Source organism: Streptomyces sp. ISL-96, assembly GCF_018614035.1.
Lineage (GTDB): Bacteria > Actinomycetota > Actinomycetes > Streptomycetales > Streptomycetaceae > Streptomyces.
Map to the genome: position 1 here is coordinate 21,482 of NZ_JAGGPA010000074.1, position 20,419 is coordinate 41,900.

Below are 20,419 nucleotides of genomic sequence, written 5' to 3' on the forward strand. Positions count from 1 at the left end.
GGAGGATGAGCGCGGCCGGCGTCGCGCTGATGCTCGGCGGCGCGGGAATCCTGCTCGCGGCGAGTCCCGCGCAAGCAGCCGAAGTCTCGTTCAAGACCGAGTGCATACCCCCGCCCATCTCCGGCATGCCGCCCGTACAGGGCACCACGAAGGTGCAGATCACCGCACCCGCGGAGGCCAAGGTGGGCGACGAGGTCGAGGTGGTGTGGAAGACGGTCGAGGCCGCTTCCAAGAACCCCGACGTCATCGATCTGGAGAAGGACACCGTCAAGCCGACCGGAACCATCAAGGTGACCGGCGCGGCGACCGCAGACCTGAAGATGGAGGGTCCGCGGCAGAACCCGCCGATCCCCAAGAACAGCCCGATGGTGCTGTCCGACATGAAGGGCAAGCTGAAACTGGAGAAGGCCGGCGAGGTCACTCTCACGCCCGACGCGTACAACATCAACGTCAGCAAGCCGATGTCCACGGACACCAAGTGCACGCCGAAGGAGACGGTCAAGGCCGCCGCGACCATCAAGGTCACGGAGGCCGGCGGCGGTACGTCGGGCGGCACGACGTCCGGCGGCAGCGATACGGGCGGAACCGCTGCCGGTGGTACGGCCTCGTCCGGCGGCAGCACGACGTCCGCCGGCGGCACCACGTCCGGCGGTGGTGACGGCGGGCAGAGCGACTTCCCCGGCAAGGAGGTCACCGTAGCCTTCGAGTGCAAGTCACCGGGCCCGGCGAGCATCAACTCCAAGGTGGCGATCAACGCCAAGAAGAACAACGGCAGTTACGACCTGATCGTCAAGACCGCCAAGGGCGTCATGGACAGCCCGGCCGCACTCCCGGCCGGCGCGCTCAAGCCGTCCATGGCGATCCCGGTCGGCGGCGCAGACAAGGGCACGGTCCCCGTGACCGGCCCCGCCAACAAGGACCCACTGGAACAGGGCAAGCCGGTGGATCTACCGGACATGACAGGGACGTACAAGCCGGGAGCCACCGGCAAGTCCACCCTCAGCCCGGGCACGCTAACGATCGAGGTGACCCTGGGCGCCCAGAAGATCACCATCCCCTGCACCGTCAAGGGCAAGGCGGAGGTCTCCCTGGAGCTCGACACCTCCGCCCAGCCCGGCGGCGCGTCGGGCGGCACCACGTCCGGCGGTACGGCCGGCGGAGGCACAGCGACCACCGGCGGCGGCCTGGCCGACACCGGCGCAGCCGACAACGGCGGCCTGCGCGCCCTGGGCCTCGTAGCGGGCACGGTGATCCTGCTGGGCGGCGCGGTGTTCACGTTCACCCCGTGGCGCCACTTGCGCGGCAGCCGCTGAGCCGTTGCGCAGAGCGGGTGCCGGGACAGCTCGCGCTTCCCGGCACCCGCGGTACGTCCGCCGTCGCTCGACACCCGCGCTGTGGGTGCGGGGCCGCATTCTCGACGAGGCGGATGCGATGAACCCCCCACTTAACGAATCGCAACGCCCCTTCAGCCCCACCAACCCCAGCCGTGACGCTTCCCGCCCCTTCGGGAGCGTTTCAACCCGCTCCACCCCCGGCGACACCACCACTCACCCACACCAGCCACGTGCTTGAGGCTCCACCGACCACCGCTCGGGGGTGGGCGCCGAACCGGCCCGAGTCACCCCATTCAACTTTCGCGCTCAGCCTGCAGACTGTCCGGTCCGCAGGTCGACCCGACTGCGCGGCCGTCCACCGGGCGTGGGTGATCTGTGCGTCCGGAATGGGAGTGTCGCACCAGCAACCGTCGCCGCACCCGCTGAGACTGGGGCCGAGCTGCCCCCTCAACCTTCCGCGCCCCACCCACACACCCGCCGCTCGGCAGCGATAGCCGGGCCAGCAGCTCAGCTTGCGCCGGGCCCGCCCCCGGGGGCGGCCCCTCACCCCAAACAACCAACGCCCCGGCCCCGCCCAGCGACGCGGCAAAGGCCGGGGCCCCCACGCAACAGCGTGGCGGCCCCGGCCTCCGGAACGACAGCTACTCAGTGCACCAGCCAGTGCACCCCCGTCAGTGCACCCCGCCCATAAGCGGCTGCACCTTCCTCCGGTACATGAAGATCGCGAACCCGCCCAGCATCGCGATGGCGCCCTGGCTGGCGAACCACCACTCCGTGTCCGTCGGCGCTCCGATCAACTGCAGCAGCGCGATCACCGAGGATCCCGCGGTCACGGCGAGGAACCAGACACCCATCATCTGCGACGCGTACTTGGCCGGAGCCAGCTTCGTCGTCAGCGACAGGCCGACCGGCGAGAGCGTGAGCTCACCGACGGTCTGGATCAGGTAGACCGAGCACAGCCACAGCGGAGTGACCTTGACGTCGCCCCCGGACGCCGTCTGGGCCAGCATCATCACGAAGAACGAGGCGCCGATCATCACCAGACCGAACGCGAACTTACTCAGCGTGCTCGGCTCCTTGGCGCGGCGCGAGAGCGCCACCCACAGCCAGGCGAAGACCGGCGCGAGCGCCATCACGTACAGCGGGTTCAGCGACTGGAACCAGCTCTCCGGGAAGGCGAAGCCGAGCATCGAGCTCGCGGTGTTGTCCTTGGCGAACAGGGTCAGCGTGGAGCCGGTCTGGTCGTAGATGCCCCAGAAGGCGGCGGCGGCCACGAAGAACCAGACGTACGCCGACACCCGCGACCGCTCGACGGCGCTCAGGTCGCTGTCGCGCTTGATACGGATGATGTAGAACGCGGGCAGCACCAGACCAAGGATGGTCAGCGGCCACAGCACCCAGTCGATCGTGAACTGGCCACTGAGACCGACCACCGTGTACGCGACGCCCGCGACGGCAAGCCACACCAGCGCCTTGCGGACAATGCCCACGCGGTCCGCGTCCGACAGCGGCGCCGGCACCTCATTCGACTCCGGCGCCAGGTTGCGGAAGCCGAGGAAGTAGAAGGCGAGGCCGATGGCCATGCCGACACCGGCCATGGCGAAGCCGTAGTGCCAGTTGACCTTCTGGCCGACCCAGCCGATCGTCAGCGGGGCGACGAAGGCGCCGAGGTTGATGCCCATGTAGAAGATCGTGAAGCCACCGTCACGACGCGGGTCGTTCTTGTCCCGGTACAGGTGGCCGACCATCGTCGAGATGTTGGCCTTGAGGAGACCGGAACCGGCGGCGATGAACGCCAGGCCGATGAAGAACGACACCACCGTCGGCAGCGCCAGCAGGAAGTGGCCGATCATGATGATCGTGCCGGAGACCGCCACGGTCTTCCGGGCGCCCCAGACACGGTCGCCGAACCAGCCGCCCGGCAGGGCGAGCAGGTACACCATCGCGTTGTACACGGAGTAGATGGCGATGGCGGTGCCCGCGTCGAACCCGAGGCCGCCGTCGGCCACCGCGGCCGACAGGTAGAGCACGAGCAGGGCGCGCATGCCGTAATAGCTGTAGCGCTCCCACATCTCGGTCATGAACAGGTTGGCCAAGCCGCGGGGGTGGCCGAGGAAGGTCCTCTCGACGCCAGGAGTACTGGCCGAGTCCTTCGTCAGGCTGGACGCCATGGTGGATCCTCGCTCGCTCGGGACGCGTCCGCCTCGTGAGCGGGTGCGCGCCCGGTGTGGGGGTGGCCGACGGCACGCGACGGCCCGGCCGACAGGTCATTCACTGTCCGGGCAGGCGATGCCATGGCGGGCGATGCCAATCCCGCACAGAAAAGAGCCCTTTGGTGTGTTTCATCGCCAAAAGGTCTCTCGGTCCTGCTACAGACGACTCGCCACGATACGGCACGACACCGGTACATATGGAAGGACTTGAGATATGGATCACAGGGTGTACCGGAACCAGCGAGCCTGATTCGAAGGTCGATACCAGGATCGCATCCCACAGCCGCAGGACAGCACGAGGACGGCACGAGGACAGCGCAAGGACGGCACGAACACAGCACGAGGACAGCACGAGGACGGCGCGAGGACAGAACGATCACTCGGCATCGAGACCCCTCCCCGTACCCCACGCGGACTACCATCACCCCATGACCCGTGTACTGCTGGCCGAGGACGACGCATCCATCTCGGAGCCGCTGGCCCGTGCCCTGCGCCGGGAGGGCTACGAGGTCGAGGTGCGCGAGGACGGCCCGTCCGCGCTGGACGCCGGTCTCCAGGGCGGCGTCGACCTCGTCGTACTGGACCTGGGACTGCCCGGCATGGACGGCCTTGAGGTCGCCCGCCGGCTGCGCGCCGAGGGCCACGCCATCCCCATCCTGGTGCTGACCGCCCGCGCCGACGAGGTGGACACCGTCGTCGGCCTCGACGCCGGCGCCGACGACTACGTCACCAAGCCCTTCCGTCTCGCGGAGCTCCTCGCCCGCGTACGGGCCCTCCTGCGGCGCGGCGCCAGCGAGCCCGCCCCCCCGCCCGCCACCCACGGCGTACGGATCGACGTCGAGTCGCACCGCGCCTGGATGGGCGAGGAGGAACTCCAGCTCACGGCAAAGGAGTTCGACCTGCTCCGGGTCCTCGTCCGGGACGCCGGCCGCGTCGTCACCCGCGACCAGCTGATGCGCGAGGTCTGGGACACCACCTGGTGGTCGTCGACGAAAACCCTCGACATGCACATCTCCTGGCTCCGCAAGAAACTGGGAGACGACGCCGCCAACCCGCGCTACATCGCCACCGTGCGGGGCGTCGGCTTCCGCTTCGAGAAGAGCTGACGTACACACACAGCCATGCGCCGCCGCCTGATCAACTCCACGCTCGCCGTGGTGCTCGTCGTCATCGCCGTCTTCGGCGTCTCCCTGGTCCTCGTCGAGACGCGGACCATCAGCAACAGCGCCCAGGAGAGCGTCGACTCCGAGGCGCTGCGCCTGATCAGCGTCGTGGAGAGCCGCATCCTCGGTGAGGAGAGCGTCAACCCGGGTGTGCTGGAGGAGCAGATCCACCCCGAGCGGTACGCCCGTATCGAGATCCCGGGCCGCCCCCCCATCGAGATCGGCGAACGCCCTGAGGGCAGCCTCATCACGGGCGTCGCGCGGAGCAAGTCGGGCGAGAAGGTCACCGTCCAGGAGTCCCGCTCCACCGTCACCGACGAAGTCGGCCGTACGCTCATGATCATCGGGGCGGTGGCGCTGCTCGCCGTGATCGCCGCGGTACTCCTCGCCGTACGCCAGGCGAACCGGCTCGCCTCCCCGCTCACCGACCTCGCCGAAACCGCCGAACGCCTCGGCTCGGGCGACCCAAGACCCCGCCACAAGCGGTACGGCGTACCGGAGCTCGACCGGGTCGCCGACGTACTCGACTCCAGCGCAGAGCGCATCGGCCGGATGCTCACCGCCGAGCGCCGCCTGGCGGCCGACGCCTCCCACCAGCTCCGTACACCCCTCACAGCCCTCTCCATGCGGCTGGAGGAGATCACCCTCACCGAGGACCTGGACACGGTGAAGGAGGAGGCGACGATCGCGCTGACGCAGGTCGAGCGGCTCACCGACGTCGTACAGCGGCTGCTCACCAACTCCCGCGACCCGCGCACCGGCTCCGCCGTCGTCTTCGACATCGACGAGGTCGTCAAGCAGCAGATCGAGGAGTGGCGCCCGGCCTACCGCAGCGCGGGCCGCGCCATCGTGCACTCGGGCAAGCAGGGCCTGCGGGCCGTCGGCACACCGGGCGCGGTCGCTCAGGTGCTGGCCGCGCTGATCGAGAATTCGCTGATGCACGGTGGCGGTACGGTCGCCCTGCGCACCCGCGTCACCGGCAATCAGGCCGTCATCGAGGTGACCGACGAGGGTCCCGGCGTACCGGCGGACCTCGGCGCGCGGATCTTCGAGCGCAGCATCAGCGGCCGTAACTCGACCGGGATCGGGCTGGCCGTGGCGCGCGACCTGGCGGAGGCCGACGGCGGCCGGCTGGAAATGCTCCAGCAGCAGCCGCCGGTGTTCGCGCTCTTCCTGAGCAGGGTGGCGCGCCCGAAGCAGGAGCCGGAGCCGACGGTCAGGTGACGCGGTCGATTCGGGCGGCGTCCCGCCGGTCGTCCAGGAAGGGCTCCGCCGTCTCGGCGGCATCACCGCCGACGCCCGGCAGCTTCTGGAAGACCCAGGTGCGGTACGACCAGAACCGGAAGACGGTCGCGATGCCGATTCCGAGGAACTTGAAGAGGTTGCTCTGCAGCGGGCTGTCCCAGCCGAAGCCGTACGTCGCGGCGTACAGCACACCGCTCTGGATCACCAGGCCGATCACACTGAACAGCAGGAAGAGCGTGAGCTCCCTGGTCCTGCGGTTCTTGTCGCGCTCCCGGTAGGTGAAGTAGCGGAAGCCCAGGTAGTTGAAGCCGATCGCGACGACCGTGGCCACGATGCTCGCCCGGACGACGGGGAGGTCCGTGAGGTGCCGCACGAGGTTGAAGACGCCGAGGTCCACCAGCAGCCCCAGTCCACCGACCGTGCCGAACTTCGCGAACTCGCGCCCGATCTGTGCCAGGCGCCTTCGCAAGGGGCCGCCGTCCCGTCCACTCATGGTGTTCGCAGCCCCGTTTCGGTCGATGTCGTCAACGATCGGTCATGTCGTCAACCCAGCCATGCTAACCAGGCGCCCCCGGCACATGCCTGCGGGCACCGTCGACGCGTATTGACCGGTGTATCGAGGTGTATCCAGGTGTGCCGAGGCATGGCGGGGCCGTGACATTGTCCGCGCGGAACGCGCGGACAAGGGGCCGCGGGCCTGCGGATATCCTGGGGGCGTGACGTTCCCCGTAGTTGGCATGGTCGGTGGCGGTCAGCTCGCCCGTATGACCCACGAGGCGGGCATCCCCCTCGGCATCAGATTCAAGCTCCTCAGTGACACTCCCCAGGACTCGGCGGCCCAGGTCGTCAGCGATGTCGTCATAGGCGACTACCGCGATCTGGACACACTGCGCGCCTTCGCGCGTGGCTGCGACGTGATCACTTTCGATCACGAGCATGTCCCGACCGAGCACCTGCGGGCCCTGGAAGCGGACGGTATCCCCGTCCGGCCGGGGCCCGACGCACTGGTGAACGCCCAGGACAAGGGCGTAATGCGAGCGAAGCTCACGCAGATCGGAGCGCCTTGCCCGCGCCACCGCATCGTGAGCGACCCGGCGGACGCGGCGGCGTTCGCCGCCGAAACCGGCGGCTTCCCAGTGATCCTCAAAACAACCCGCGGCGGATACGACGGCAAGGGCGTCTGGTTCGTACGCAGCGAGAAGGACGCCGAGGAGCCCTTCAGGGCCGGCGTCCCGGTCCTCGCGGAGGAGAAGGTCGACTTCGTACGGGAACTGGCGGCGAACATCGTCCGCTCCCCGCACGGCCAGGCCGTCGCCTACCCCGTCGTCGAGTCGCAGCAGGTCGACGGCGTGTGTGACACCGTGATCGCCCCCGCGCCCGGCCTCTCCGAAGAGCTCGGCGGCCAGGCACAGGCGCTCGCACTGCGCATCGCGGGTGAGCTGGGCGTCGTCGGCCACCTCGCCGTGGAACTCTTCGAAACGACAGACGGCCGGATCCTCGTCAACGAACTGGCGATGCGCCCGCACAACTCCGGCCACTGGACCCAGGACGGCGCGATCACGTCCCAGTTCGCGAACCACGTCCGCGCCGTTCTCGACCTCCCGCTCGGGGACCCGCGCCCGCGCGCCAAGTGGACGGTCATGGCGAACGTCCTCGGCGGCGACTACCCGGACATGTACCAGGCGTACCTGCACTGCATGGCCCGCGACCCGCAGCTCAAGATCCACATGTACGGAAAAGACGTGAAGCCCGGCCGCAAGGTCGGCCACGTCAACACCTACGGCGACGACCTCGACGACGTGCTGGAGCGCGCCCGTCATGCCGCCGGCTACCTGCGAGGAACGATCACCGAATGACGACGACCCCTGCCGCAGCCCCCGTAGTCGGCATCGTGATGGGCTCGGACTCCGACTGGCCCGTCATGGAGGCGGCGGCCAAGGCGCTGGACGAGTTCTCGATTCCGTACGAGGTCGACGTCGTCTCGGCGCACCGGATGCCGCGCGAGATGATCACGTACGGCGAGGACGCGGACGCCCGCGGCCTCAAGGTGATCATCGCGGGCGCGGGCGGCGCGGCCCACCTCCCCGGCATGCTGGCGTCCGTGACGCCGCTGCCGGTCATCGGCGTACCGGTCCCCCTCAAATACCTCGACGGCATGGACTCGCTCCTGTCCATCGTCCAGATGCCGGCGGGCGTGCCGGTGGCCACGGTCTCGGTGGCGGGCGCGAGGAACGCGGGCCTGCTGGCGGCGCGCATCCTGGCCACACACGACAGCGACCTGCTCTCCCGCATGCGGGAGTTCCAGCAGGAGCTGAACGACCAGGCGACGGAGAAGGGCAAGCGGCTGCGCGCGAAGGCGCAGGGCGCGGACGCGTTCGGCTTCGGCAAGTGAACGAACCGCCCCAGGAACTGTCCCGGGCGCGCGAGCTGCTGGCCACCCACCCGGTGGTCGACGGCCACAACGACCTGCCCTGGGCGCTGCGCGAGCAGGTCCGCTACGACATCGGCCGGCGCGACATCGCCACCGACCAGTCGGCGCACCTCCACACGGACATCCCGCGCCTGCGCGCGGGCGGCGTGGGTGCGCAGTTCTGGTCGGTGTACGTACGCTCCGACCTGGCCGGGGACGAGGCGGTGAGCGCCACCCTGGAACAGATCGACGCCGTGACGCAGCTCCTGGCCCGCTACCCGGACGACCTGGTGCGAGCCCTGACAGCGGACGACATGGAGGCGGCACGGGCGGACGGCCGGATCGCCTCCCTGATGGGCGCCGAGGGCGGCCACTCCATCAACAACTCCCTGGCCACTCTCCGTGCGCTGCACACGCTGGGCGTCCGCTACCTGACCCTCACCCACAACGACAACATCGCGTGGGCGGACTCGGCGACGGACGAGCCGGGGGTGGGCGGCCTGTCGCCCTTCGGCCACGAGGTCGTCCGCGAAATGAACCGCATAGGCATGCTGGTGGACCTGTCCCACGTGGCGGCCACAACGATGCGAGCGGCCCTGGCCACCACCGTGGCCCCGGTGATCTTCTCCCACTCGTCAGCCCGTGCGGTCTGCGACCACCCGCGCAACATCCCGGACGACGTACTGGAACTCCTCCCCGCCAACGGCGGCGTGGCCATGGCGACGTTCGTACCGAAGTTCGTGCTGCCGGAGGCGGTGGACTGGACGCGGCGCGCGGACGAGAACATGCGCGCGCACGGCTTCCACCACCTGGCGATGACGGGGGAGGCGATGAAGGTCCAGCGCGCCTTCGAGGACGCGAACCCGCGTCCGATCGCGACGGTGGCCACGGTCGCCGACCACCTCGACCACATGCGCGAGGTCGCCGGCATCGACCACATCGGCATCGGCGGCGACTACGACGGGACGGCCTTCACCCCGGCCGGCCTGGAGGACGTGTCCGGCTACCCGAACCTGATCGCGGAGCTGCTGCGGCGCGCGTGGTCGGATTCCGACGTAGCGAAGCTGACCTGGCACAACGCGGTACGGACCCTACGCGACGCGCAATCAGTAGCCGACACACTCCAACACCGCCCCCCATCCAACGCAACGCTGCCCGAACTGGACACATAACCGCGCTTGCACCGTTCGGCCCTTGGGGGCCTCTCGGGCTTCGTGCGGCTGCGCCGGACTCCGTCCGTCGGCCGGTGGTCGTCCTGCGCGGGCTCTGGGGTCGGTGCCGCGCCGTGGCGGCTGTTTTGGACGCCGCGCTTGCACCGCTCGGCCCTGGGGGCCTCTCGGGCTTCGTGCGGCTGCGCCGGACTCCGTCCGTCGGCCGGTGGTCGTCCTGCGCGGGCTCTGGGGTCGGTGCCGCGCCGTGGCGTCTGTTTTGGACGCCGCGCTTGCACCGCTCGGCCCTGGGGGCCTCTCGGGCTTCGTGCGGCTGCGCCGGACTCCGTCCGTCGGCCGGTGGTCGTCCTGCGCGGGCTCTGGGGTCGGTGCCGCGCCGTGGCGTCTCCTCGGACGTCGAACGTTCGGGTACGGCGTTGTTTCGTTCGCGTTCGTTGCATTCGACGCCCTGCGGGGAGCGCCCCGGCACGTCCCCTCCTGGCACAGTGACAGGTGAAACGGGGTGGCGCGCGCCCTGCCCCGGCTGCGGCTGTGGCTGCTGTGGGCGGGGGCTTGCATCGTGATCCACTGCGCCGACGCGCGTCCTGCTGTGCGCGACCGCCACCGGGCGGGTCGGCCCCGTGTCCGGGGGTCTGCGGCTTGCCGGCCTCGTTGGGCGCGGGGCAGGTCCCGCCCGGCCTGGCCTCGCGGACCACCGTGCCAGGAGGGCACGTGTCGGGGCGCTCCCCGCAGGGCGTCGAACGCAACCCGCCCGGGGACTCCCAGTGCCCGAACGTTCGGCGCCCGAGGAGACGCCTCGGCGCGGGACCGACCCCAGCGTCCCAGGCTTCCGCCCCCCGTGGGGCCGCACCTCCGCCGCACGCACACCCCCCGTACCCCGAACGCACCACCCGCCGTGAACCCTCGCCGCTCCCGTGTCACCGTGGCCGTACCGTGTCCATGAATTCGGAGCCCCGTCATGGCAGATCTGCAGGACGACCCGCAATCCTCGTCCACCGCCGCGGTCGGCGAGCTCGACCGAATGGCGCCTGCGGCTGTCCCGAAGCGCACCGAGCCCGCGTCGGCGGAGTCCGTGTCCCGGCCGACGCCGGCCGCAGAGCCAACCGAGCCCGAGTTTGCCGAGCTCGTGCCCGACCCCGGCCCCGACCCCGAGCCCGACCCCGAGCGCAGTGAGCCCGAGGCCGCCGAGCCGCAGCCCCCCGAGCCCCAGGACAGCCTCAGCCGCGCCCATGCCCTTCTCGCGGCGCACCCCGTCGCCGACGGGTACAACCGTCTCGCCTGGACCCTCGGCCAACGCCAGTGGCACGACCTCGAACTGGGCGAGAGCACCCTGGACACCGACATCCCCCGCCTGCGCACCGGCGGCGTAGGCGCCCAGTTCTGGTCCCTGCTCGTGCCGGCGGAGTACGCCGGCGACCGCGCCATCAGCGTCACCCTCGAACAGATCGACCTCGTCAAGAAGGTCGTGGCGGCCTACCCCGAGGCCCTCCGCCTCGCACTCACCGCCGGCGACATGGCCGACGCCCGCAACTGCGGCCGCATCGCCTCCCTCCTCGGCCCCGTCTCGGGACACGCCCTCGGCGAGTCCCTGGGCACGCTTAGGGCGTACCACGCACTCGGCGTGCGCAGCGTCGCGTTCGCCGGCACGCGCTGGGCGGGCGCGAAGGGGGAGGGGCTGACCCCGTTCGGTCAGGAAGTCGTACGGGAGATGAACCGCCTCGGCGTAGTCATCGACCTCACCGGCGCCCCGCGCGAAGCCGTGCACGGTGTGCTGTCCGTCAGCCGCGCCCCGGTCCTGCTCTCCCACTCCGGCGCCCGCGCCCTCACCGACACCCCTGCGAACGCCTCCGACGACGTACTCCGTGCACTCACCCCCGACAAGGGCGTCTGCATGGTCGGCTTCGCCGCCGAACAGACCGTGCGCCGGGTGGCGGACCACCTCGACCACGTGCGGGAGGTGGCGGGCCCGGAGTGCGTGGGACTCAGTGGGATGTACGGGGCGGACGTGGCGGACGTACCGCACGGGGACGACCTCCGGGACGTCTCCTGCTACCCGCATCTCATCGCGGAGCTGCTCGACCGCGGCTGGAGCGAGGCCGACATCGCCCTGCTGACGTGGGGCAACGCGGCGCGAGTGGTACGGGACACGGAGTTCACGTCCCGCGCCACCCGCCGACGCCGCCCCATCCCCACCGCGCCGTGACGCAAGAACGCGTGCCCCTCAAGGCCCGCGAGGCGGAGGACCGGCGGGGGCCTACGACGGCAAACCGCTACGCCTTCGGCCGCCCCATCGCCCGGTACGTCCAGCCCGCCCCACGCCACAGCTCCGGATCCAGCGCGTTGCGCCCGTCCAGGATCAGCCGTACGGAAGCCACCTCGCCCAGCTCCTCCGGGTCCAGCTCCCGGAACTCGCGCCACTCCGTCAGGTGCAGCACCACATCCGCGCCGCGCACCGCGTCGACGGCGGTCGGGGCGTACCCCAGGGTCGGGAAGAGGCGCTGCGCGTTCTCCATGCCCTTCGGGTCATAAACCGTCACCTGGCCACCCTGGAGGTGGATCTGCCCGGCGACATTGAGCGCCGGTGAGTCCCGTACGTCGTCCGAGTCCGGCTTGAACGTCGCGCCCAGCACCGCGACCCGCTTCCCCAGGAAGCCGCCGCTGCCGCCCACCGCCTCGCGCGCCAGCTCGACCATGTGCCCGCGCCGCCGCATGTTGATCGAGTCGACCTCGCGCAGGAACGTCAGCGCCTGGTCGGCGCCCAGCTCACCGGCCCGCGCCATGAAAGCCCGGATGTCCTTGGGCAGGCACCCGCCACCGAAGCCGATCCCCGCCCGCAGGAACTTCTTCCCGATCCGCTCGTCGTACCCGATCGCCTCGGCCAGCTTCACGACGTCGCCGTCAGCCGCCTCGCACACCTCGGCCATGGCGTTGATGAACGAGATCTTGGTCGCGAGGAAGGAATTGGCGGACGTCTTCACCAGCTCCGCCGTGGGGAAGTCCGTCACCACGAACGGCGACCCTTCCTCGATCGGCCCGGCGTACACCTCGCGCAGCAGCTTCTCCGCGCGCTCGCTCTCCACGCCGGCCACGATCCGGTCGGGATGAAGCGTGTCCTGTACGGCGAACCCTTCCCGCAGGAACTCCGGATTCCAGGCGAGCTCCGCGTCCGCACCCACCGGCGCCAGCTCCGCCAGCAGATCCGCGAGCCGGGCGGCGCTGCCGACCGGGACGGTCGACTTGCCGACGACCAGCGCCGGCCGGGTCAGCTGCGGCGCGAGCGAGGCGAAGGCGGAGTCGACGTAACTCATGTCGCACGCGTACTCACCGTGCTTCTGCGGCGTGTTCACACAGACAAAATGGACGTCGCCGAAGGCCCCGACCTCCTCCCAGGAGGTCGTGAAGCGCAGCCGCCCGCTCGAACCCTCGATCCCCGCGACGTGCTTGCGCAGCAGCTCCTCAAGCCCGGGTTCGTACATCGGGACCTTGCCGGCGGCCAGCATCTCGATCTTCTCGGGCACGACGTCGAGCCCGAGCACGTCGAATCCGAGCTCAGCCATGGCCGCGGCGTGGGTGGCGCCGAGATAGCCGGTGCCGATCACGGTGATCTTGAGGGCCATGTAGTGAGCTCCAGAGAGGTGCGGGCAGACATCCGGCCCGAGCATAGTCGGGCAAGCCGGAGCGGACCTTTCCCTGTGCCTCCCCGTGCCGCTCCCTGTCGGCAAGCTCACGTATCCCTACGACCGCCCAGCCCCCTAAAATTAGGGTTACTTAACGGTAGTTAGCATCCTTGGGGAGTGAGAGACCTTGGCAGGCTCGCCTGATTTCGACATGTACCGCCCGTCCGAAGAGCACGACATGCTCCGTGACGCGGTGCGCTCGCTCGCCGAGGCGAAGATCGCGCCGTACGCCGCCGAGGTCGACGAGGAGGCCCGCTTCCCGCAGGAGGCGCTGGACGCCCTGGTCTCCTCCGACCTCCAGGCCATCCACGTCCCGGAGGCCTACGGCGGCGCGGGCGCCGACGCGCTGGCCACGGTCATCGTCATCGAAGAGGTGGCGCGCGTCTGCGCCTCGTCCTCCCTGATCCCGGCGGTCAACAAGCTCGGCTCACTCCCGCTGATCCTCTCCGGCAGCGAAGACCTGAAGAAGAAGTACATGACGCCGCTCGCCAAGGGTGAGGGCATGTTCTCGTACGCCCTGTCCGAGCCGGACGCGGGCTCCGACGCGGCAGGCATGAAGACGAAGGCAGTCCGCGACGGCGACCACTACATCCTGAACGGCGTGAAGCGCTGGATCACCAATGCCGGTGTCTCCGAGTACTACACCGTCATGGCGGTAACGGACCCGACGAAGCGCTCCAAGGGCATCAGCGCCTTCGTCGTCGAGAAGTCCGACGAGGGCGTTTCCTTCGGCGCCCCGGAGCGGAAGCTCGGCATCAAGGGCTCGCCGACCCGCGAGGTCTACCTCGACAACGTCCGCATCCCCGCCGACCGCATGATCGGCGAGGAGGGCACCGGCTTCGCCACCGCGATGAAGACCCTGGACCACACCCGCATCACGATCGCGGCCCAGGCCCTCGGCATCGCCCAGGGAGCCCTCGACTACGCCAAGGGCTATGTCCAGGAGCGCAAGCAGTTCGGCAAGCCGATCGGCGACTTCCAGGGCGTGCAGTTCATGCTCGCGGACATGGCGATGAAGCTGGAGGCCGCCCGCCAGCTGACCTACGCGGCCGCCGCCAAGTCCGAGCGCGTCGACGCCGACCTGACCTTCTTCGGCGCCGCGGCCAAGTGCTACGCCTCCGACGCGGCCATGGAGATCACCACGGACGCGGTCCAGCTCCTCGGCGGCTACGGCTACACCCGCGACTACCCGGTCGAGCGCATGATGCGCGACGCGAAGATCACTCAGATTTATGAAGGCACGAATCAGGTTCAGCGGATCGTGATGGCGAGGAACCTGCCGTAGCAGGGTTTCCGCAGGTCAGCCCCGTTCTCGGGTGATCCGGGAGCGGCGATCGGCTTCCGGTCCGTTCGGGTCCGTTCCGGACTGTTACTGGGCGTCATGCTGGGGGAATCCTGGGCGGACCATGGGCGCAGAACAGGTGCTGACCTGCACAAACAAGAAGGCCCCCGGCGTGATGCCGGGGGCCTTTCGCATGGGCAGGGTCAGGCGACTTCGTCTCGCTCGGTGGGGTCGTCCGCGTCCGGGGTCAGCATGGTCGCGATGGCTGCGCGCCCGCGCTGCTCGGCCCCTTCGAAGATGTAGTGATAGTGCTCGCGGAGCACGTCCGTGCTGCTGTGCCCCATCCAGTCGGCCACATCGTTCTCAGGGACGCCCGCGTACAGCAGCCGAGACCCGTAGTAGTGCCGCATCGAATGCGGCTTGCAGTAGGCCACCTCGCCCTTCGTCAGGGAGACCAACCAGATTTGCCGGTAGAAGTACGAGGCGTAGAGGTACCCCGTCCGGGTCACGTTCGGGAACAACAGGCGCTCCGGCCCCCACACGCCGTGGTTCTTGATGTGTTTGCGCAGCTCGAACGCCACGTTCGGCGGAAGTGGCACGACGCGCCCCGGCTCCTCCTAGTCACGGGCCTTGATGTGTCGCCGCTGTAGCGCGCTGTTTTTCCCCGACTCGGATTCGCCGTCCTCCGCGATCTGGAAATCCACGCGTAGAACCTCGGCCTGGAAGTCGATCTGATCGCGCGAGACTGCCATGGCCTCACCGATGCGGAGACCGCATCCCGCCATGAGCCAGAGCATCGCCCGGTATCGAGACGGGGCCCCGTCCAGCATGGCCAAGACTTCCCGAGTCGTCAGCCGACGGGCATTGCTCTTGTGTTCGCGTATCTCCTTGGCGCGGCTACCCGCATGCCTGACCTTCTTGCACGGATTGCGCCCGATGATCTCGTTGACGACGGCCCAATCCATCATCCCGGAGAAGAACGAGAACCGCTGACGACGTGTGCGGGCGGAAAGCTTGCGGTCCTGCTCCATCCACAAGAGCCACTGCTCAATGTCTGCGACCTTCAAGGACACGATGGAGCGAGCCTTGAAGAACGGTTCCAGCGTCGTGTTCTGGATCGAGCGGTACTGCTTCTTCGTGCTGTTCTCCAGCCTTCTTTGACTGGTCCACTGCTCCCACACCGCCGTCACGGGCTGCTTCCCCAGCTTGTCGTCCAGGTAGGTCCCAGCGTCTAGCTCCTGCTCCTTCCGCTTCCGGTGGTCGTCGGCGCGCTTCTTGGTCTCGAACGACTGCTGACGCTGCTTCCCGTCCGGGTCATACCAGAAGGTCGTCCACTTCTTCGCGTCGTCTTTAGAGCGCGCAACCCATGCCCTTGCCACGTCTGACCTGGCTTCCCTTGATGGCCCCACCTGCTGTGGCTAGCCCCTGGCCACAGTGTGCGCATGACCCACCCTGGGTTGTCAACCTAGGGTGGACCACACCCGGTGGTGTATGGTCGGGGTATGCGAGAAGACGAGAGTGGATTCGAGATCACCCAGCAGCAGGGAGGCTGGGTGATCCGAATGTGGTGGCCTGAAGGCCCGATTACTGGAGGCCCGCAGCGCATGACGGTGGAGCCGGCCGAGGGCGCCGAATCGCGTGACATCGTGCGCGGCATCTCCACGACCGTGCTCCGCAGACTCGACCTCGCGGCTGCGGTGAACTTGGCCAAGATGGCACCGCAGGCGCAGCAGACCTTGGGGGACGTCACGCGGGAACTGGACGCCTCGGGGGAGGCTGCTGGCCGCCTCCTGGCGGCTGAAGGCGTCTCGGACCGCTACCTGGCGTTGCTTGCGGCGACGTATGCCGCCATGGCCGAGAGTGGCGCCCCGGCGCCCGTCCCGTGGCTCGCGCGACTGATTGAGCGCCGCCCAGAAACGATTAAGGACCACCTCAAGAAGGCGCGGCGGGATGGCTACCTGGGCACCGTGGCGGGCAAAGCCGGGGGAGAGGTGACCGAGAAGGCCAGGGCAGCGCTGAAGTCCCTGACGAGCGCCGAGAGTTAGCCACTCCGTAGTTTTCGAAATTCATATCTCGATGGCCCCGAGGCGACTCGGGGCTTTCTCATATACGGAGCCTTTTCCAACCTCATGCTGAGGCGTGATGAAGGACGAGGATGGCCTGGATGATCGCGGTGACGCGGTTGGTGCTGCATCGGAGCTGCCGTAGGAGGCGCCAGCCCTTCAGCGTGGCCATGGCCTGCTCTCCGAGGCAGCGGATCTTGGCGTGTGTGCTGTTGTGCCGGCGCTGCCACCGCTTGAGGCGGCGGCCGCGGAAGGGCACCCGGATGGAACCACCGGCGCCTTGATACGCCTTGTCGGCCCAGCACTTGAGGTCGGCCTCGGTGAGTGCGTCGATGATGCCGTGGGTGCGGGCGGCGGTGAGGTCGTGGGTGGAGCCTGGCAGCGCGGGCGAGGCCCACAGCAGCCGCCCGAAGGGATCGGTGAGAACCTGGACGTTCATGCCGTGACGTTTGTGTTTGCCCGAGTAGTACGGGGTGTCGGCGGCGATCCGGTCGATTGGCAGCAGAGTGCCGTCCAGGATCACGAACGCCTTGGTCCGTGCGATGTGCATCACCTCGGCCAGGGTGGGCGCGAGGCCGGCCAGTACCTCGACGGCCTCGCGTATGTAGCGGTATACGGTCGCGATGCCGATACCGAAACCCGTGGCGAGCTGGGCGTACGTGTCACCGCATCGCAGATGAGCCAGGGCGAGGAGAGCCTGACGGCTCGCGGTCAGACGTCGCCATCGGGTACCGATCTCCCCTTGCCGGGCAGCGAGTCGTCCGGTCAGATACCGCAGGGTGCGACTGGACAGGTCGATCGACGACGGGTAGACAAGCACGCGAAGCTCCTGGTGGCCACGGGCGATCTTGGTCGAGAACCCGTCTACCAGGAGCTTCGTCGTTCCGCAGATCTGTCCAACACGCGGCCAGAACCGTCAGGTTGGAAAAGGCTCAGTGCTTGCGCTGCCTGGTCGGCGCTCGGGTGGCAGCGTCACGCCACCACCACAAGCCCCGGCAGCCGGGCTCAGAGAGCCCGGAGTGAGCCCCGCACTGCGGGCACCAGGGCAACCCGCTCTCGGGGTCTATCAGGCACGCAGCAGCGCACCGGGGGCACTTGCGCACGGGGACCTTCTCTCAGGCGCTCAGATCGAACTCTCCGCCCTTGATCGCGGCGGTGAGCGTCGCCCAGTCGGCGGGCGTCATGGTGACGATGGTGTCCGGTCGCTGACTGTCCCGCAACGCAACCACCCCCGGCCGGTTCAGGGCCACCTCGGGGCAGTTGTTCACTCGGGCGTCGCGGCACGCCGCCGCCTTGACGAACTCGAATTCGGGCCGTTGGGTCATGGTGTCAATTCCCTTCGCCGAACAGCGGGGAGTCGGTCCCCGCACCGCCATGCGACCCGCCCCGGCTGCTCGACCTGTCCAGGGTTTCCACCGCCGGGGCGGGAGCTGATCCCAAACGGGCACCCCTAGATCAACCTGGGGGCGTCTTTGGGAAGATCAGAGGGGAGCGGCCGTGTGTCTTCCGGGTGGCCGTAGTTCTTGTGTGCTCGCATCGCTTCCGTGGTTCTCACGGCCTCGGCGCGATTTCCGGAACGGGTGGCCCTCCGCACCTGCTTACGCAGTGATGCGCATTGAACGCATGAGGCTGGGTCCACTTGACCGCTTCGCGGCGCAACCAAGTTCAGCAACTCTTGCACAGACATAGCTAGTTGCCCCCTTAAAGCTTGCCGGTCGCGGCAAGCGTGATGATCGTGCCGCAGGATGCGGCGACCAAGAAAATGAAGGACAGCCAAGCCATACGGCCGAGGAAGCGCCTCACCGTGCTTCGCGGGATTCGTCGCGCACGACAAAGGCGAACGACGTGCAGACTCGGCGGAACGACCGGTGATTACTCCGGGCCGTGTGGCTCATGCATTCCACATCAACCGCCGCCGTGTCCGTGGAGGGCGACGCCTCCCAGGCACAACTAAGGCACTGCGCTTCGTAGGTAACATCCGTGTCCGGGTGTTGAATGATCCGGTGCAGGACGTGCCGGTACGCGGCTCGAATGGCACCCATCACTTACGCCCCGTGCGGCGGTGGCTCCCCGTCGTCGGGTGAGCGGTCAGTTCGATATTCGCATCGCTCGCCGCCGAGAAATCCCCACGCTCCCGTGCCTCCGCGCGCTGCTTATCCAGCGCCGCACACACCCGGCATCCCCTGGCCGGTTGCGGGGGGTCGGCGGGAAGCGACAGGTGGACGGGATCTCCCATCGTCGTCTTTGTCGCGCTCATTGCTGATTGCCTCCCCGACTCGGGTTCCTGTGGCAAGCAATGATCCGCCGGAGGCGTGGCTACCTCTAGCCGGTTTCCTGTTCATGCAACAACTCGTTCCGGATGCCTTCGAGCATGGAACGCATGGCATCACCAGAAAGCGCCATGGAGGCGAACCTCTCGAACTTGTGGACGTACAGCGCAACGTCTCTGGGGTCGGTTACCACGACTTCCGCGTGAACCGTCTCAACGCTGACCATCCTGTCATCCCGGATGACGAACGCGTGATTCGCTATGTCCTGCTGTCGCGCCGACAAGGGCACGATGCGAATGTCGATGTTGGGCAGCCGCGAAAGAGAGACGAGCCTGTCTACCTGTTCTGCCATCTTGGTGGATGACACGATGCGCCACCGTAGTACAGGCTCAGTGATGACGAAGTGGAGTTCCTTGGTCGAGTCGTAGAGAGCCTGTTGGCGCTCTATACGGGCACTGATAGTGCGGTTAAGCACGTCCTCGCCCAGGTCGTGCCGCGAGAGAATCGACCGGATGTATTCGGGGGTCTGTAGCAGGCCAGGGATCAATGCCGGCTGGAAGAGCCGCAGCAACGTCATCTGAGCCTCTAGTGCTCTCGTCTGTTGCTGGGCTTTGTGCACGCCCAAACGACGAATGAGGCGCCAAGCCGTTGTCTCCGTTGCCGCTGCTCTGACCGCTTCTAGATATTCGGTCTTGACCTCATCGGATACTCCGATGGCTGTAAGGATGCGCTCAACGTCCGTGACGGACGGAGCGACCTTCGCCGTTTCAATTTTGCTTAGCTTGCTTGCGGACATGACAGCACTGCGGGCGACGGCCTTTGCTTCCTTCCCGGATGCCTGCCGAAGCGCCCGCAGTGCGGCCCCTAGCTCCCCTCTGTTCACTCGCCGTACTTCGCCCACCATTCGGTGAACGGCACGGCGTGAGCCATAGCCGTATCCCGGTAGGCGCGGAACTCTCCTGCCCGCTCGTCGGGGAGCACTTCGGCTCCGAGGAAAGAACCGTCTTCTGTGTAGCTCATGACACCCGTGGCGGTGTTGTCGAATTGCCAGAAGTCCGGAACCCCTTGGAGGGGGTTCGGACTCTCGGTGGTGTCGAGGATGAAGAATTCTTCACCGCCTGTCGCGTTCTTCTGGTAGCCCCATCCGAGTTCGAATCGCAGATACGGAGTGAGAGGCCGAGAGAGGATATGCACGCGATAGACGCGCTTGCCATTGCTGGTGTGGGAACGGAGTTCTGACACCCAGGCTTCGTTGTAGTCGGCCGGTTGAGGCTCCCCGGCGAGGAACGCCCGGTAGGCGTGCACATTTCCCGACTTGCTGTAATCGTCCAGCGTCTCTAGCCGGAATGCCTCTCGCTCGAAGGTTTCGAAGAGCTCGCCCAGGTTCTTAGGCGCCACGGAGACCCTTCCGAATGAGATCGAAAAGCAACTGCTCCGGAATCTCGACCACGGTTTCGTGTGCGGGAATCTGAAGGCCGTGGTCGGCAGGAGTCTCCCCCTGCACTAGCAGCGTGCCCCTGTCGGTCGCGTAGATCGTCGGGCAATCCTTGAGGTCGCAGGTGCTCACAAGCTTGGTGACCTTCACGGGGTTCC

Annotated in this window: 19 protein-coding genes; 9 read left to right on the top strand and 10 right to left on the bottom strand. The window is 68.1% G+C overall.

Annotated elements, in window-relative coordinates; translation table 11 throughout:
• Positions 1-5: 5 nt before the first annotated feature.
• Positions 6-1,313, top strand: a complete 1,308-nt coding sequence (locus J7E96_RS33300; protein WP_215137096.1) for a hypothetical protein — start codon at positions 6-8, stop codon at positions 1,311-1,313.
• A 692-nt stretch (positions 1,314-2,005) separates the two neighbouring features.
• On the opposite strand, the gene J7E96_RS33305 is transcribed toward J7E96_RS33300, so the two are convergent.
• Positions 2,006-3,505, bottom strand: a complete 1,500-nt coding sequence (locus J7E96_RS33305) for a peptide MFS transporter (protein ID WP_215137002.1) — start codon at positions 3,503-3,505, stop codon at positions 2,006-2,008.
• Positions 3,506-3,975: 470 nt separating this feature from the next.
• Between J7E96_RS33305 and J7E96_RS33310 the strand changes: the two genes are divergently transcribed.
• Both J7E96_RS33310 and J7E96_RS33315 read left to right on the top strand, forming a co-directional pair.
• Positions 3,976-4,653 carry a response regulator transcription factor gene (locus tag J7E96_RS33310; protein ID WP_215137004.1) on the top strand — a complete coding sequence of 226 codons (678 nt, stop codon included), beginning with the start codon at positions 3,976-3,978 and terminating at the stop codon, positions 4,651-4,653.
• Positions 4,654-4,668: 15 nt separating this feature from the next.
• Positions 4,669-5,934 (top strand): ATP-binding protein, encoded by a 1,266-nt coding sequence (locus J7E96_RS33315; protein WP_215137006.1) that lies wholly within the window; start codon positions 4,669-4,671, stop codon positions 5,932-5,934.
• Here the strand turns inward: J7E96_RS33315 and J7E96_RS33320 are convergent.
• Positions 5,927-6,448 carry a GtrA family protein gene (locus tag J7E96_RS33320; protein WP_215137008.1) on the bottom strand — a complete coding sequence of 174 codons (522 nt, stop codon included), beginning with the start codon at positions 6,446-6,448 and terminating at the stop codon, positions 5,927-5,929. The genes J7E96_RS33315 and J7E96_RS33320 overlap by 8 nt on opposite strands.
• Positions 6,449-6,692: 244 nt before the next feature.
• Here J7E96_RS33320 and J7E96_RS33325 point away from each other — a divergent pair, with 244 nt between their 5' ends.
• From J7E96_RS33325 to J7E96_RS33340, 4 genes are all read left to right on the top strand, one after another.
• On the top strand, positions 6,693-7,811 hold the full coding sequence (locus J7E96_RS33325; RefSeq protein ID WP_251070805.1) for a 5-(carboxyamino)imidazole ribonucleotide synthase: 1,119 nt from the start codon (positions 6,693-6,695) through the stop codon (positions 7,809-7,811).
• Positions 7,808-8,347, top strand: coding sequence for a 5-(carboxyamino)imidazole ribonucleotide mutase (purE, locus tag J7E96_RS33330; protein ID WP_215137010.1), 540 nt, complete (start codon positions 7,808-7,810; stop codon positions 8,345-8,347). Before J7E96_RS33325 ends, purE begins: the two co-directional genes overlap by 4 nt.
• Positions 8,344-9,537: a dipeptidase gene (locus J7E96_RS33335; RefSeq protein WP_215137012.1), complete on the top strand. Its 1,194-nt coding sequence runs from the start codon at positions 8,344-8,346 to the stop codon at positions 9,535-9,537. The genes purE and J7E96_RS33335 overlap by 4 nt, the downstream gene beginning before the upstream one ends.
• Positions 9,538-10,492: 955 nt before the next feature.
• Entirely contained in the window at positions 10,493-11,737 is a 1,245-nt protein-coding gene (locus J7E96_RS33340) for a dipeptidase (protein WP_215137014.1), read from the top strand.
• A gap of 67 nt (positions 11,738-11,804) precedes the next feature.
• Here the strand turns inward: J7E96_RS33340 and J7E96_RS33345 are convergent, their stop codons facing one another.
• Positions 11,805-13,151, bottom strand: a complete 1,347-nt coding sequence (locus tag J7E96_RS33345) for a UDP-glucose/GDP-mannose dehydrogenase family protein (protein ID WP_215137016.1) — start codon at positions 13,149-13,151, stop codon at positions 11,805-11,807.
• Positions 13,152-13,338: 187 nt separating this feature from the next.
• Between J7E96_RS33345 and J7E96_RS33350 the strand changes: the two genes are divergently transcribed.
• On the top strand, positions 13,339-14,496 hold the full coding sequence (locus J7E96_RS33350) for an acyl-CoA dehydrogenase family protein (RefSeq protein WP_215137018.1): 1,158 nt from the start codon (positions 13,339-13,341) through the stop codon (positions 14,494-14,496).
• A 200-nt stretch (positions 14,497-14,696) separates the two neighbouring features.
• Here J7E96_RS33350 and J7E96_RS38950 read toward each other — a convergent pair whose 3' ends face one another.
• Together J7E96_RS38950 and J7E96_RS38955 are read right to left on the bottom strand one after the other, a co-directional pair.
• Positions 14,697-15,092 carry a tyrosine-type recombinase/integrase gene (locus J7E96_RS38950; RefSeq protein ID WP_374196745.1) on the bottom strand — a complete coding sequence of 132 codons (396 nt, stop codon included), beginning with the start codon at positions 15,090-15,092 and terminating at the stop codon, positions 14,697-14,699.
• Positions 15,093-15,110: 18 nt separating this feature from the next.
• A complete protein-coding gene (locus tag J7E96_RS38955) occupies positions 15,111-15,872 on the bottom strand; it encodes a tyrosine-type recombinase/integrase (protein ID WP_374196746.1) in 762 nt (253 codons plus the stop codon).
• A gap of 123 nt (positions 15,873-15,995) precedes the next feature.
• On the opposite strand from J7E96_RS38955, the gene J7E96_RS33360 reads away from it, so the two are divergent.
• Positions 15,996-16,538, top strand: coding sequence for a hypothetical protein (locus J7E96_RS33360; protein WP_215137020.1), 543 nt, complete (start codon positions 15,996-15,998; stop codon positions 16,536-16,538).
• Between the two features lie 82 nt (positions 16,539-16,620).
• On the opposite strand, the gene J7E96_RS33365 is transcribed toward J7E96_RS33360, so the two are convergent.
• The 5 genes from J7E96_RS33365 to J7E96_RS33385 all read right to left on the bottom strand — a co-directional run bounded on the left by J7E96_RS33365 (position 16,621) and on the right by J7E96_RS33385 (position 20,411).
• The gene (locus J7E96_RS33365) at positions 16,621-17,376 is read right to left on the bottom strand and encodes a transposase family protein (protein WP_215137022.1); all 756 of its coding nucleotides are present in this window, start codon (positions 17,374-17,376) and stop codon (positions 16,621-16,623) included.
• Between the two features lie 295 nt (positions 17,377-17,671).
• Complete coding sequence (locus J7E96_RS33370; RefSeq protein ID WP_215137024.1) at positions 17,672-17,881, bottom strand: DUF397 domain-containing protein; 210 nt, start codon at positions 17,879-17,881, stop codon at positions 17,672-17,674.
• Positions 17,882-18,878: 997 nt separating this feature from the next.
• Positions 18,879-19,730: a helix-turn-helix transcriptional regulator gene (locus J7E96_RS33375; protein WP_215137026.1), complete on the bottom strand. Its 852-nt coding sequence runs from the start codon at positions 19,728-19,730 to the stop codon at positions 18,879-18,881.
• Positions 19,706-20,224 (bottom strand): DUF6879 family protein, encoded by a 519-nt coding sequence (locus tag J7E96_RS33380; RefSeq protein WP_215137028.1) that lies wholly within the window; start codon positions 20,222-20,224, stop codon positions 19,706-19,708. The genes J7E96_RS33375 and J7E96_RS33380 overlap by 25 nt, the downstream gene beginning before the upstream one ends.
• The gene (locus J7E96_RS33385; protein ID WP_215137030.1) at positions 20,214-20,411 is read right to left on the bottom strand and encodes a hypothetical protein; all 198 of its coding nucleotides are present in this window, start codon (positions 20,409-20,411) and stop codon (positions 20,214-20,216) included. The genes J7E96_RS33380 and J7E96_RS33385 overlap by 11 nt, the downstream gene beginning before the upstream one ends.
• Positions 20,412-20,419 lie beyond the last annotated feature (8 nt).

What these genes read in the sequence shown, in the direction of transcription:
- J7E96_RS33300 (WP_215137096.1), top strand. Translation starts at nt 6, where the DNA reads ATGAGCGCGGCCGGCGTCGCGCTGATGCTCGGCGGCGCGGGAATCCTG.
- J7E96_RS33325 (WP_251070805.1), top strand. Translation starts at nt 6,693, where the DNA reads ATGGTCGGTGGCGGTCAGCTCGCCCGTATGACCCACGAGGCGGGCATC.
- purE (WP_215137010.1), top strand. Translation starts at nt 7,808, where the DNA reads ATGACGACGACCCCTGCCGCAGCCCCCGTAGTCGGCATCGTGATGGGC.
- J7E96_RS33315 (WP_215137006.1), top strand. Translation starts at nt 4,669, where the DNA reads ATGCGCCGCCGCCTGATCAACTCCACGCTCGCCGTGGTGCTCGTCGTC.
- J7E96_RS33320 (WP_215137008.1), bottom strand. Translation starts at nt 6,448, where the DNA reads ATGAGTGGACGGGACGGCGGCCCCTTGCGAAGGCGCCTGGCACAGATC.
- J7E96_RS33370 (WP_215137024.1), bottom strand. Translation starts at nt 17,881, where the DNA reads ATGACCCAACGGCCCGAATTCGAGTTCGTCAAGGCGGCGGCGTGCCGC.
- J7E96_RS33345 (WP_215137016.1), bottom strand. Translation starts at nt 13,151, where the DNA reads ATGGCCCTCAAGATCACCGTGATCGGCACCGGCTATCTCGGCGCCACC.
- J7E96_RS33305 (WP_215137002.1), bottom strand. Translation starts at nt 3,505, where the DNA reads ATGGCGTCCAGCCTGACGAAGGACTCGGCCAGTACTCCTGGCGTCGAG.
- J7E96_RS33340 (WP_215137014.1), top strand. Translation starts at nt 10,493, where the DNA reads ATGGCAGATCTGCAGGACGACCCGCAATCCTCGTCCACCGCCGCGGTC.
- J7E96_RS33360 (WP_215137020.1), top strand. Translation starts at nt 15,996, where the DNA reads ATGCGAGAAGACGAGAGTGGATTCGAGATCACCCAGCAGCAGGGAGGC.
- J7E96_RS33375 (WP_215137026.1), bottom strand. Translation starts at nt 19,730, where the DNA reads ATGGTGGGCGAAGTACGGCGAGTGAACAGAGGGGAGCTAGGGGCCGCA.
- J7E96_RS33310 (WP_215137004.1), top strand. Translation starts at nt 3,976, where the DNA reads ATGACCCGTGTACTGCTGGCCGAGGACGACGCATCCATCTCGGAGCCG.